General features: G+C 27.2%; 11 protein-coding genes and 1 riboswitch. All 11 genes read left to right on the top strand.

What is annotated here, in order from left to right; genetic code table 11:
* Positions 1 to 151 precede the first annotated feature (151 nt).
* The 11 genes from NG901_RS00505 to NG901_RS00555 all read left to right on the top strand — a co-directional run bounded on the left by NG901_RS00505 (position 152) and on the right by NG901_RS00555 (position 13,355).
* Positions 152 to 826 (top strand): hydrolase, encoded by a 675-nt coding sequence (locus NG901_RS00505; RefSeq protein WP_252211692.1) that lies wholly within the window; start codon positions 152 to 154, stop codon positions 824 to 826.
* 235 nt (positions 827 to 1,061) lie between these two features.
* A riboswitch (Lysine riboswitch) is annotated at positions 1,062 to 1,230 on the top strand.
* Positions 1,231 to 1,442: 212 nt separating this feature from the next.
* The gene (lysA, locus tag NG901_RS00510; protein WP_252211693.1) at positions 1,443 to 2,738 is read left to right on the top strand and encodes a diaminopimelate decarboxylase; all 1,296 of its coding nucleotides are present in this window, start codon (positions 1,443 to 1,445) and stop codon (positions 2,736 to 2,738) included.
* A 324-nt stretch (positions 2,739 to 3,062) separates the two neighbouring features.
* A complete protein-coding gene (lepB, locus tag NG901_RS00515) occupies positions 3,063 to 3,581 on the top strand; it encodes a signal peptidase I (protein WP_252211694.1) in 519 nt (172 codons plus the stop codon).
* Between the two features lie 66 nt (positions 3,582 to 3,647).
* A complete protein-coding gene (gene lepB / locus NG901_RS00520; protein ID WP_252211695.1) occupies positions 3,648 to 4,175 on the top strand; it encodes a signal peptidase I in 528 nt (175 codons plus the stop codon).
* Between the two features lie 134 nt (positions 4,176 to 4,309).
* Complete coding sequence (locus NG901_RS00525; protein ID WP_252211696.1) at positions 4,310 to 4,528, top strand: DUF3006 domain-containing protein; 219 nt, start codon at positions 4,310 to 4,312, stop codon at positions 4,526 to 4,528.
* 44 nt (positions 4,529 to 4,572) lie between these two features.
* Positions 4,573 to 6,639: an ATP-dependent zinc metalloprotease FtsH gene (gene ftsH, locus NG901_RS00530; RefSeq protein WP_252211697.1), complete on the top strand. Its 2,067-nt coding sequence runs from the start codon at positions 4,573 to 4,575 to the stop codon at positions 6,637 to 6,639.
* Positions 6,640 to 6,802: 163 nt separating this feature from the next.
* Positions 6,803 to 8,914, top strand: coding sequence for a HelD family protein (locus NG901_RS00535; RefSeq protein WP_252211698.1), 2,112 nt, complete (start codon positions 6,803 to 6,805; stop codon positions 8,912 to 8,914).
* Between the two features lie 389 nt (positions 8,915 to 9,303).
* The gene (locus tag NG901_RS00540; protein ID WP_252211699.1) at positions 9,304 to 10,140 is read left to right on the top strand and encodes an ABC transporter substrate-binding protein; all 837 of its coding nucleotides are present in this window, start codon (positions 9,304 to 9,306) and stop codon (positions 10,138 to 10,140) included.
* Between the two features lie 80 nt (positions 10,141 to 10,220).
* Positions 10,221 to 10,880: an amino acid ABC transporter permease gene (locus NG901_RS00545; RefSeq protein ID WP_252211700.1), complete on the top strand. Its 660-nt coding sequence runs from the start codon at positions 10,221 to 10,223 to the stop codon at positions 10,878 to 10,880.
* A complete protein-coding gene (locus NG901_RS00550) occupies positions 10,867 to 11,589 on the top strand; it encodes an amino acid ABC transporter ATP-binding protein (RefSeq protein WP_252211701.1) in 723 nt (240 codons plus the stop codon). Before NG901_RS00545 ends, NG901_RS00550 begins: the two co-directional genes overlap by 14 nt.
* A gap of 299 nt (positions 11,590 to 11,888) precedes the next feature.
* Positions 11,889 to 13,355: a methyl-accepting chemotaxis protein gene (locus tag NG901_RS00555; RefSeq protein WP_252211702.1), complete on the top strand. Its 1,467-nt coding sequence runs from the start codon at positions 11,889 to 11,891 to the stop codon at positions 13,353 to 13,355.
* The last annotated feature ends 448 nt before the right edge of the window (positions 13,356 to 13,803 follow it).

Genomic DNA, 13,803 nt, shown 5'->3' on the forward strand with positions numbered 1-13,803 from the left:
ACATGATAAAGAGTATAATATATTTAATAAAAAAGTTAATATAGGATTAGCTTAAAGTGGATTACTTTAATTTATATAAATTAATATATAGTATTTTTAAACTGTAATCTTATTTATAACTTTTGTAATTCTTAATAGAGGGGGAATAAAAATGGCATCAAAAGAGCCAAAGTTAGTTCCAGAGATAAAGGGGACATTAAGAAATCATGTAGTTGAAGTTCCTTCTGTAATTAGAGATTGTGGTGGAATTAAAATTTTTGGTAAAAGGATAAAATCATTATTATTTAGTACAGATGTTGCTGTAATTAGAAATACTAATGCAGATGCAATTATTGCTGTATATCCATTCACACCTCAGCCACTAATAACACAAGCACTTGTAATGGCAGCTGATGTACCAGTTTTTTGTGGAGTTGGTGGTGGTATAACTCAAGGAAAAAGGGTTATAAATTTAGCTATGGATGCAGAGTTTAAAGGTGCAATGGGTGTTGTAGTAAATGCACCTACTTCAAATGAAATAATAAGAAAAATAAGAGCTACTATTGATATACCTGTTGTAGTAACAGTTGTATCAGAAGATGAAAATATTACTGAAAGAATAGAGGCAGGCGCAACGATATTAAATGTCTCTGGAGGTAAAAATACAGCTCAAATAGTGAGAAACATAAGAAGCAGATATCCTGAATTTCCTATTATTGCAACTGGTGGACCAACAATTGCATCAATAAAGGAAACAATAGAAGCAGGGGCAAATGCTATAACTTATACTCCACCATCATCTGCAAGTATAATGGGAGATTTGATGGACAAATATAGGAACGAATAAAAAACTATGATTTGTAGTTAATGAGTTTAACAAATTATTTGATAATTATTACAAAATTTTTAATAAATTAATAAAGTTAAAAAATATAGGTTGAAAAGTATTGAAATAGATTAAATTTGTGATATGATATCTTTAACAAAAATAATAAAATTTAATATAATGAAATATAGAATAAGGTACATTTGAAAAATATACGACACACATTTGGTCTATTATTTTCTTTCATGTGCCTAAAACCTAGGGTAGAGGTGCTGTAATGATGAGTATTTATAAGGAGTCGGCAGATGATGATTTATAAAGAAAGGTGTTATAGCCGAAGAAATAATTTTTATGCAAATAATTATTTCTGGGTATGTATAAAATATGTACATAACTGTCACTAACTGTGGAGAGCTACAAGGTGAAATAGTTGCGATATAATTAGTAAAGTTAAATCAAAATTTATATTTTTAGATTTAGTTTGTATTAGTTATAATAATTATAGTATTAAAAAATACTATTTAATGATTTTAGCAATAAGCGATAAGCAACAAAAATCCTAATTAAGTAGACTCTACCTGTCGCAGATTAATATCTGTGACTTTTGTTTTTAGACAAATTTTTGGAGGGTAGAAAAATGAAATTATTTGGAAGTATGAAAATTGATAACAATGAATTAATAATTGGGGGAATTAAATCTACTGAGTTAGTAAAGGAATATGGTACACCATTATATGTTATGGATGAGGGTTTAATAAGACAAAACTGTAATGAGTATTATAAATATTTTAAGTGTGATAATTCGTCAAATAGAGTTGCATATGCAGGTAAAGCATTTCTAACTATTGAAATGTGTAAAATAATAAATGAAGAAAATTTATCACTAGATGTTGTATCTGGAGGAGAACTTTTTACAGCTCATAAAGCAGGTTTTCCTTTAGAAAAAGTAATATTTCATGGAAATAATAAAACATTAGACGAAATTGAACTAGGGGTTAAACTAGGAGTTGGAAGATTTGTTGTTGATAACTATTATGAAATGGAAGCTTTAAATAGAATTGCAGCAAGTTATAATAAAGTTCAAAAAATATTTTTGAGAATAACACCTGGAATAGAAGCGCATACTCATGAGTATATAAAAACAGGTCAAGTGGATTCTAAATTTGGATTTGCACCTGTTGCTAATATGATAGAAGATGCTATAGAAAAATCAATAGGGCTTACTAATATTGAACTATCAGGACTACATTGTCATATAGGATCTCAAATATTTGAGATTAAACCATATGAGGATGCAGTAGAAATTATGCTAGGTTTAATAAAAAAAATTCAACAAAATACAGGTTATTTAATAAAAGAACTAGATTTAGGTGGTGGATTTGGTATATACTATAATACAGGAGATAAACCAAAAACAACTGAGGAGTATTGTAAAGCAATATTGAACAAGGTTGATGAGGTTTGTTCTAGAACAGGTCAATCAAAGCCATCGTTAATAATAGAACCAGGTAGAAGTATCGTTGGAAATTCAGGTATAACTTTATACACTGTAGGAGCAATAAAAAATATTCCTGGAGTGAGAAAGTATATATCAGTAGATGGTGGTATGTCAGATAATATAAGACCGGCTTTATATCACGCTGAATATGAATGTATGTTAGCAAATAAAGTTGAGAAAGACCTAAAAGAGAAGGTAACTATTTGTGGTAAATGTTGTGAATCAGGAGATATATTATTAAATGATATTAATATTTCAGCACCACAGTCAAATGATATTTTAGCAGTTATGACAACAGGTGCATATGGATATTCAATGTCTAATAATTATAATAAGATTCCAAGACCACCAGTAATAATGGTAAAAGATAATAAAGAAAGACTTATATGTAGAAGAGAAACCTATGAAGATCTTATACAAAATGAAGTTATTTAATAATTATCTTTAATAAATTAGCTTTTTATTAATATTCTTTCCCAAGATAATATATATATCTTAGTGTGTATCAAATTGATTTATTAATTTTGATACACATTTTTTATTTTACAAGGAATTTTTCTGCTATCAACATGCTGTTAGCCTTATTTTAAAGTAATAAATTTGTTATAAATCCTTAATGCTTCAATATAATACTTTATGTTATACTATTAAGATAAAATAATTCTAACATTACATAGTGTATTTATAAAATTAATGTAGTTAGTTTATATTTCAAAAAGTATAGTAGTATATATGAAATTTCAGAAAGGTGGAATTTATATGGAAGATAGTAGTAAAAATAGTTTTTTTAAAGAATGGGGTTTAACAATTATAAGTGCCGTAGTAATAGGATTATTAGTATGGAAATTTTTAATTTATACTGTATGGATTACAAGTGGATCAATGATACCAACCTTAGAAGTTAAGGATAGACTTGTTGCAACAAGAGTTCATAATCCTGAAAATCTAAAGAGAGGCGATATTGTTATATTTGATTCTGATGAGCTTAAAGAGATTCTTATAAAAAGACTTATAGGGCTTCCAGGAGATCATATAGAAATAAAAAATGGAATAGTAAGCGTAAATGGAGAACAATTAGCAGAAGATTATGTTAAGAATAATGAAGACTATGATAGAATATTTGATGTTCCAGAAGGAGAATATTTCTTTTTAGGAGATAATAGAGCAAATTCAGATGATTCTAGATACTGGAAAAATCCGTATATAAAAAGCGAAAAAATACAAGGAAAAGCTAAAGTAAAAATATATCCTATAAGTGACTTCAAAGTGTATAAATAGTTGATAAATTGCTAATTAATTATAAAGGGACTTTAATTATTGGGGTTCTTAAAGGAGAATGGGTTTATGGAAAAAAGTAATAAGATAAAAAAAGAAAATTTTTTTACTGAATGGATAGTGCCTATATTTGCAGCAGTGGTGATAGCATTTTTGGTGAATAAATTTTTAGTTTATAATGTATATATTCCAAGTGAATCAATGGTTCCAACATTAAATATAGGAGATAAATTATTTGTAACTAAAATTTACAATTTAGATAAGATAGAACATGAAAATATAGTTGTATTTTATTCAGATGAACTTCAACAGACACTAATAAAAAGAGTTATAGGACTTCCAGGAGATCATATAGAGATAAAGGATGGAATCGTAAGTGTGAATGGAGAAAAACTAGTTGAAAATTACGTGAAAAATAATGAGGACTATGATGGTACATTTGATGTTCCTGAAGGAAAATACTTCTTTTTAGGAGATAATAGAGCAAGATCAAATGATGCTAGAAGATGGATTAATCCGTACATAGATGGAGAGGATATAAAAGGAAAGGCACAGGTTAAGATTTGGCCTTTTAAAGACTTTGGTCGCTTGAATTAATAGTACTTATTTTATAATAATATGATATACTAGTTGTTAAGATGTTTTATTTAGATTAAGGCTAAATTTCGAGTTATATTTTATATAAAAAATAACTTAAAATATAGTGAAAATAAAGAGAGGGTATTTATAATATGGGGAATAAATATATAGTTGATAGAATTGAAGAAAACCATGTCATACTTGAATCGTTCAATGGAGATATGCTAGAAACTACGATTTCCAAGACTAAAGGTGACATAAAAGATGGAGATATTTTGATTAAAAACGGAGATATATTTATTATAGATGTTGAAGAAACATTAAAAAGAAAAGAAGCAATAAACAATATGATGAAAAATATGTGGAAATAAGGTTTTTTAGATATTTTCGCAAATTATAAGGAAAGGATGATACTATGCAAGGTAACAATAAAAAGAAGAAAAATGGATATATTACAATGGTAATATATTTTTTACTAGTTTTTATGTTTATAAGTACTGCAAACTATATTAGAGAAGCAGCAACTACAAAACAAATATCATATGATGAATTTTATGAAATGATAGATCAAAATAAAATATCACAGGTAGTTATAACAGGAGAAAATTTAATAATTACACCAGCAGATAGTAGTGAATTTAAAGGAAAGACTTTATATACAGCTAATATTAAGGATGAAAATTTAATAAATAAATTAAGAAATTCAAATCCTAAAATAAAATTTACAGGTAAAAATCCAAAACAAAGTCCTATTATGGATTTTGCAATTAGTTGGATTTTACCAATGTTATTGTTTTTCGTTATGTGGAAATTCTTATTCTCTAGAATGGGAGGCGGCGGCATGGGCGGCGGCGGCGGAATCATGGGAATTGGAAAAAGTAATGCTAAAGTTTATGTAGAAAATGAAATTGGAGTAACATTTGATGATGTTGCAGGTCAAGAAGAAGCTAAAGAGTCATTAAAAGAAGTAATAGACTTCTTAAATTGTCCTAAAAGATATACAGAAATAGGTGCTAAATTACCTAAAGGAGCTTTACTTGTAGGACCTCCAGGAACAGGTAAAACACTTATTGCCAAGGCAGTAGCTGGAGAAGCTAAAGTACCATTTTTCTCACTTTCAGGTTCAAGTTTTGTTGAAATGTTTGTTGGAGTTGGAGCTTCAAGAGTTAGAGAATTATTTAAAGAAGCAGTAACTAAAGCACCATGTATAATATTTATAGATGAAATAGATGCTATTGGTAAAAGCAGAGATAATCAAATGCAAAGCAATGATGAAAGAGAACAAACATTAAATCAATTACTTTCTGAAATGGATGGATTTGATTCGTCAAAGGGAATAGTTATACTTGCAGCTACAAATAGACCAGAAATATTAGATAAAGCTCTTTTAAGACCAGGTAGATTTGATAGAAGAGTAATAGTTGATAGACCTGACTTTAAAGGTAGAGAAGCTATTCTTAGAGTTCATGCTAAGAATGTTAACTTAGGAGATGATGTTGATCTTGATGAGATAGCAAAGGGAACTCCAGGTGCTGTAGGAGCAGATCTTGCAAATATTGTTAATGAAGCAGCTTTAAGAGCTGTAAAAAATAGAAGAAAACTTGTACTTCAAGAAGATTTAAGAGATGCAGTAGAAGTTATAATTGCAGGTAAAGAAAAGAAAGATAGAATATTATCTAAAAAAGAAAAGGAATTAGTAGCATTCCATGAAGTAGGTCATGCACTTGTGGCAGCATTACTAGAAGGCTCTGATCCTGTTCATAAAATAACAATAGTTCCTAGAACAATGGGAGCATTAGGTTATACGATGCAACTTCCAGAAGAAGAAAAATATCTTATATCTAAAGAAGATTTAATGAACCAAATTACAGTTATGTTAGGTGGTAGATCTGCTGAAGAAGAAGTATTTAATGTTGTCTCAACAGGTGCTTCAAATGACATTGAAAGAGCAACTCAATCAGCTAGAAGTATGGTTTCAGTATATGGTATGAGTGATAGATTTGATATGATGGCACTTGAATCAGTACAGAATAGATATTTAGATGGAAGAGCAGTTAGACATTGCAGTGAACAAACATCAACAATGTTAGATGAAGAAACATTAAAGATAATAAGAGAAGCTCATGAAAAAGCTAGAAAAATACTTAGGGATAATAGAGATTTATTAGATAAAATTTCAAATATATTATTAGATAAAGAAACTCTTTTTGGTGAAGAATTCATGGAAATGGTTTATGAGAAATATCCCGAAATGAAAGAAAAGAAAGAAAAACAATTAAAAGAAAAAGAGTTAAAAGATAAAGAACAAAAGGAAAAGCAAAAAAAGAAACAAGAAGAGTTTGAGAGAATAAGAAAAGAAAATGAAGAAAAAGAAAAATCAGAGTTTTTTAAAAAAGTTGGAATAAATGTAAACAAAAAAATTGATGATTCAACTAAAATTGAAGATACTTTAACTAAGGAGATATCTGAGGATACAAAGTAATCAGAAGATGAAAAATAATATCTTTAAACATAATTAAAATAAAAACTCTAGTGTTTAATAGTAAGGTTTAGATTGATTTAGCTTAAAAAATAAGTTGAATTATCTGAACCTTATGTTTTCAAATCAAGAAAATTTACTTTAAGAAGCAAGGGGGACAATTAATTTGAATCAAAATTTAGAATTTTTAATGGAACAAAATAAGTTAGAAGAAGTTGAAAAAATTTTAAGCGGTGAAATACTTAATTATCTGCAAAAAAGAAAAGATATAACTAATCAAATTCTGCAATCAAGAAAAAAATTTATTGAAGAATATAAAGATGATGAAGATCAAGTTATAGATTACTTTGACCATGAAAATTACGTAAAAGAAGAAGCTTATAAGACAATAGATAAAAGATTAAAAGAATTTACTAGTTTAAAGGAAGTACCTTATTTTGGTAAAGTGACTTTTATGGAAGACGGAAATTTACCAGAAGAACTTTATATAGGTAGATATGGTTTAACTGTAGAAAAAACTTATGAATCTGTAGTTGTGGACTGGAGAGCTCCTATTGCATCATTATTTTATAAAGGTATATTAGGAAAGTCTAGTTATATGTGTCCAACAGGAGAAATTGATACAGATATACTTTCTAGAAGACAAATAATAATAAAAAAAGGTGAACTTAAAGGTATATTTGATTCAGAAGTAGATGTTAAAGATGAAATACTTCAAATGGTTCTTACTGAAAATTCATCTGATAAACTCAAAGATATAGTAATGTCGATACAATCTGAGCAAGATGAAATAATAAGAAGTGATAAGAATAAAGTTGTAGTTGTAAACGGAGTTGCAGGTTCAGGAAAAACAACTATTGCATTACATAGAATATCTTATCTTCTTTATAATTATAGAAAACAATTTGGAAATAAGGTTCTTATTTTTGGACCAAATGATATATTTATGGATTACATAGCTCAAGTTCTTCCTTCATTAGGTGAAGAGGGAATAAAACAAATGACATTTGAAAACTTTGCTATAAAAGAATTAGGAATAGATGATTTATATATAAAAAGTTTTAGTAGATATATAGAAGAAGCTATGAGTGGAAATAAAACAGCTCTTGAAGAATACCAATATAAAAGTTCTAAAAAATTCTTAGATTTATTAAATCATGAAATAAAAAAATTAAGCCAAAATTACTTTGATATTAAACCAATAATTTTTAATGGCGAAGAAATAGTAGGAATTAAAGAGATTAAAGAGCTATTTGATATACATTATAAATATATGCCACTATTTAGAAGAAGTGAAAAAATAAAAAGAGTACTTATATCTAAAATAAAAGATAAAAGAGATGCAGAAGTATATAAATTAAATCAGGAAATGAAAGAAAAAATAGCTTCTTTATCAAGTGATGATTTAGAAATAGAAAAGAATAACTTAGAATATTTAAAGAGAATGAAAATTAGAGAAATTGTAAGAAATGTAATTAATTCAAGAAAAGAATTGGATTCTTGGATAAGTCATGAAGATATAATAAATATTTATAAAAATATAACAGATACTGAGCAACTTGGATACATGGACTTAAGTGGAATATTATATTTAATGATTAAATTAGATGGAAAAAGAATGAAAGAAGAAATTAAACATATCGTAATAGATGAAGCTCAAGATTATAGTGTTATACAATTTGAAGTGATAAAAGGGCTTACAGGATGCAAAAGTTATACAATAGTTGGAGATTCTAATCAAAGATTAATAAATAATAATGAAGAACCAGCTATGTTAAATTTACAACCTTTATTTAATGAGGAAAAGATGCATGTACAAGTGCAAGAGTATGCATTAAATAAGAGTTATAGATCTACTCAAGAAATAATGGAATATGCAACTAAGTTTTTGGATGATAATAGAATAATTCCATTAGTTAGACATGGGGAAAAAGTAATAGAAGAAGAGGTATCTTCAGATGATGAATTTGTAGAAACTATTCTTTCAATAATTGAAGATTATGAAGAAGATGGTCTTGAAAATATAGCTATTATATTTAATGGAAATAAGGATCTTGCTAAGTTTTCTCATATTATTAAAGAAAAGATTAGTATTCAAAGCTTTGATAGAGAAGATATACTTTATAAAGGTGGAAAAGTGTTAATTCCAGCATATTTAGCAAAAGGATTAGAATTTGATGGCGTTATAGTAATAGAAAATCATGAAATTGATCCATTAGTAAAATATATTATGTGTACAAGAGCACTTCATAGACTTTCATTTATTAAGAAAAAATAAAACATTAAACAAATTATAGCAGCTACTTTAATTTTAGTAGCTGCTATTAAGCATGTTTGGCCAAGTTGGTGACAGTCACCATTTATGCAAGGGGGATAAGTTGGTGACAGTCACTATTTATGCAGAAAATAAGAATAAAAATACATAATAAATAATTTAAATAAAGAGGTATAGACTAAAATGTTAATTTATACCTCTTTATTTTTGCGTATTATCAAAGAAAAACAAGATTTAATAGTATATTAAAAATAATTATTTAATTAATATAAATAAAAATTAAATAATTATGCATTTGCTATTGCATAAATATAAATGTATGGTGTATAATTATACCACGAAGTAAATAAAAGCAAATAAATTTTTAAGTAAGTAATTAGGGGGCGTTAGTAATGAATAAAGGTTTATTAAAAAAATTAGGATTAGTTGTGGCAATCGGAGCAATGGCAATAAGTATAATTGGATGTTCAGGAAACAAAAATGCAGAAGGAAGTAAAGGTTCAAAAGAATCAGCATCAGTGCTTGAATCAATAAAACAAAAAGGTAAGCTTGTAGTTGGAACAAGTGCAGATTATCCACCATATGAATTTCATAAAGAAATAGATGGAAAAGATCAAATTGTAGGATTTGATATTAGTATGGCAAAATCATTAGCTGAAGATTTAGGCGTAGAATTACAAATAAATGATATGGATTTTGATGGATTACTTATAGCTCTTCAAGCAGGGAAGGTGGATATGGTATTTGCAGGTATGACACCAACTGATGAAAGAAAGGAAAATGCTGATTTTTCAGATATATATTATACAGCAAAACATGGATTTATAGTTAGAAAAGGTGAAGAAGGAAATATAAAATCACTTGATGATTTAAAAAATAAAAAGATTGGTGTACAAAAAGGATCAATCCAAGAACGTCTAGCTAACGACAAAATTCCAGATGCTGAAAAGAAAGCATTAGGAAAAGTTACTGATTTAGTATTAGATTTAAAAAATAATAAAGTAGATGCAATATTAGTAGAATTACCAGTAGCAGAGTTTAATTGTGAAAAGAATTCAGACATAGCTTTAACAGATGTTATATTAGAAGATTCAGAAGGTGGATCAGCAATAGCAATGAATAAGGGTTCAGATGATTTAAAGAGTGAAATAAATAAAACAATACAAAAATTAAAAGACGAAGGTAAAATAGATCAATTTGTAATAGAAGCAAATGATATGGTGGAATAAATTGATTACCCCTGGGGTCCAATAAATTCCAAATGGAATTTATTGGACCCCAGGGGTGGAAATAGAGGGGAGGAGAAATTTTGAATTTTACATTTTTAGAAAAATACTATGGATACTTTTTAAGTGGAGCAGAAATTACAATAGTATTAGCATTCTTTGCAGTACTTTTTGGAACGATTATGGGGCTTGGTTTAACTCTTTTAAGACGTTCAAAATTTAAGATATTAAGAATGATAGGTACAGTTTATGTAGAATTTGTTAGAGGAACTCCTCTTCTAGTTCAAATATACATAATCTATATTGGATTACCTAAATTATTAGGTATAGATTTATCTGATATAACGACAGGAGCAATAGCATTAGCGCTTAATTCTTCAGCATATGTTTCTGAAATAATTAGAGCTGGTATTGAAGCCGTTGATAAGGGGCAAATGGAGGCAGCGAGAAGTTTAGGCATGAATCAAAAAACAGCTATGTTTAATATAATAATACCTCAAGCATTTAAGAATATATTACCTGCTTTAGGAAATGAATTTATATCAGTAATTAAGGAATCTTCAATGGTTTCTGTAATTGGTGTAGCTGAACTTATGTATAATGCAAATACTGTAAAAGGAAATACTGCATTAGGATTAGAACCTGTCATAGTGGCAGCAGTTGTATATTTTATAATTACATTTACGCTAACAAGAGCATTAGGATATGTAGAAAGGAGAATGAAGGTAAGTGATATACGTTAAAGATTTACACAAAAGTTTTGGAAAACATGAAGTTCTTAAAGGAATAGATTGTCATATAAAAAAAGGTGAAGTTGTTGTTGTAATTGGACCTTCAGGCTCTGGAAAAAGTACATTTTTAAGATGTCTTAATTTATTAGAAGATCCAAGCTCTGGAGTAGTTGAGTTTGAAGGAAAAGATATAACATCAAAAGCTGTGGATATAAATAAGATGAGAGAAAAAATGGGTATGGTTTTTCAACAATTTAATTTATTTCCACATAAGACAGTATTAAATAATATAACATTATCTCCTATGAAGGTAAAAAAATTATCAAAGCAAAAAGCAGAAAGTAAAGCAGTAGATTTATTAGATAAAGTAGGGCTTAAAGATAAAGCAAATGAATATCCAGCATCATTATCTGGTGGACAAAAACAAAGAATAGCAATAGCAAGAGCATTAGCTATGGAACCAGATGTTATGCTATTTGATGAACCAACATCAGCATTAGATCCAGAAATGGTAGGAGAAGTTTTAAGTGTTATGAAAAATCTTGCTTCAGAAGGTATGACTATGGTAGTTGTAACTCATGAAATGGGATTTGCAAGAGAAGTTGGAGATAGAATACTTTTTATGGATGAAGGAAATATAATAGAAGAGGGTACTCCAGAAGAAGTGTTTAAGAATGCTAAAAGTCCAAGAACAATAGACTTTTTATCTAAAGTGCTTTAAGTTTTTCAAATGGGACAATAAATAAGCTAATAAATAATAAGTAGAAAAATACTTGTTGTTTATTGGCTTTTTTTATTTTAGTAAGATTAATACTATTTTGTATATTATGTAACTTTATGTATAATTTTATGCAAATAAAATATAATTAAATGTAAAATCATATACAAATATAATAAAATATGTTAATATTATACACGTAGGAAATACTATTTAAATGCATAAAAACAAAATTTATTCATAAGTTTACAAAATTGTGTCTTAAAATATAAGGATATAATTCTACATAGGGGGAAGAATGAATGGATAACAAAAAAATTATAGACATGAAAAATAAAATTTTGCTTGTACTATTTTTAAGTTCAGTATTATTAAGAGGTATTTTTGATTATTATTTAAAAGCACCTATAATGGCAGTTGTAGGAATAATAGGTTCAGGTATAGTATTAAGCATTATACAATTTATTTTAATAAAGAAAAAATGTATTAATATATCAATGTATTTCATGGTATTTTCAATATCTACAATTGGTGTAATATTAATGAGCACGTCACCAACAATATCTAATTTTATGATATTTTATTCAGCAATTTTTTTAATTATATTATATCAAGAGACAATTCCAATAGTTCTTCAATGTATATCTAGTGCTGTTTGTATGAGCTATTTTTTTATGAAAAACAAAGAAACAATGTTTTCAAACATAGGATATGATCAATTAATATTTTTACTTTTATATATTGGAAGTGGATTAGTTATATGCACATTATTATGTATAATAACAAAACGTACTTACATTATATTAGAAGAAAAAATTAAAGAAAGTAATGAATCAAAATCTAAGACAGAGCTTTTATTAGGTAAGCTTAGTGAAACAATAGAATCTTTAAATGAAGCAAGTTCTACCATTAGTGAGGGTATTAATACAACTGCAGGAGTATCAGAACAAATATCAGTGGCCTCAAATGAAGTTGCAAATAAAGCAACAAGAGAAGTTGAAACTATGAATAATATCCAATCATTTATGCAACTTGGAGAGCAAGGGTTAGGAGAAGTAACAAATGCAGTGGAAATTATGTCGGAATTATCATCTTCTACAAAAGATGTTGTTTTAGAGGGAGCTAGTAAAGTTGAGGATTTATCAAGTGAAATGATTAAAGTAAAAGATAATATTATAAGCACTGTAACATTAATTAATAATTTAAATGAAGAAAATTCAAAGATAGTAAAAATTATAGATACTGTAAGTGAAATAGCAGGACAAACAAATCTTTTAGCACTTAATGCATCGATAGAAGCAGCAAGAGCTGGAGAACATGGTAAAGGATTTGCAGTTGTTGCAGATGAAGTAAAAAAACTAGCAGAAAACTCTAAAGAATCAACAAACCAAATAATATCTATATTAAATAGTATATCTGAAAGAACTAATGCTGTATCAGATGAAATAGTAAAAGAAAAGAAATCAATAGAAGTGTGCAATGAACATACAAATACAGTAAAAGATTTATTTAAAAATATAAATAATAATACAGGAAATGTATTAAATCATTCAGATAATGTAAATCAACAAATTAAAGGATTAGTTACTGTATTTTCAAAAACGGTAACAGAAGTGGATAATATAAGTGAAAATGTTGAAACTACAGCATCAGCTATGGAAGAAATATCAGCTAATATTAATGAACTTAACAATAATATAGATGGGATATCTAATGCATATAAGAATATAGATGAATTAAGTACTAAACTTAGTGAAATTCAGAGTTAAAGTTAGTATTGATTTTAGAGTGTAAATTAAATACCATATGTTAAAACGATTCAATCACTAACATATGGTATTTTTATTTTATATATATTAATAAAATCCTCCTTTGAAATATATTTTGTAATTTATTTCCTTGAAAAATTATACATATTAATAATGAAATTATAAACATATTAAAATAACAAAATTTTTGAACATAAATTTTTATTATAAAATAAAATCCAAAGTATAATTTATATGTGGAAAATTAAAAAAAGATGGAAAATTATAAGAAAATATGTTATTATTTCTTTAAAAGTAAATTATTAATATGGTATATGTAGTTAAAGTTAGTGAAAAAATTTAATTTGATTCAATAAAAATAAAAAATGGAACATAATAAAAGTTTATTTTTTTGTCAACTTAAAAGTAATTAACAACAAAAAATTTATCTTTAATTTAATAGGGGGAA

Origin of the sequence: Clostridium sp. CMCC3677, from assembly GCF_023845585.1 — a bacterium.
Lineage (GTDB): Bacteria > Bacillota > Clostridia > Clostridiales > Clostridiaceae > Clostridium > Clostridium aquiflavi.

Excerpts from the sequence above, each read along its gene's own strand:
- NG901_RS00505 (WP_252211692.1), top strand. The coding sequence starts at position 152 with ATGGCATCAAAAGAGCCAAAGTTAGTTCCAGAGATAAAGGGGACATTA.
- lysA (WP_252211693.1), top strand. The coding sequence starts at position 1,443 with ATGAAATTATTTGGAAGTATGAAAATTGATAACAATGAATTAATAATT.
- NG901_RS00555 (WP_252211702.1), top strand. The coding sequence starts at position 11,889 with ATGGATAACAAAAAAATTATAGACATGAAAAATAAAATTTTGCTTGTA.
- lepB (WP_252211694.1), top strand. The coding sequence starts at position 3,063 with ATGGAAGATAGTAGTAAAAATAGTTTTTTTAAAGAATGGGGTTTAACA.
- ftsH (WP_252211697.1), top strand. The coding sequence starts at position 4,573 with ATGCAAGGTAACAATAAAAAGAAGAAAAATGGATATATTACAATGGTA.
- lepB (WP_252211695.1), top strand. The coding sequence starts at position 3,648 with ATGGAAAAAAGTAATAAGATAAAAAAAGAAAATTTTTTTACTGAATGG.
- NG901_RS00525 (WP_252211696.1), top strand. The coding sequence starts at position 4,310 with ATGGGGAATAAATATATAGTTGATAGAATTGAAGAAAACCATGTCATA.
- NG901_RS00540 (WP_252211699.1), top strand. The coding sequence starts at position 9,304 with ATGAATAAAGGTTTATTAAAAAAATTAGGATTAGTTGTGGCAATCGGA.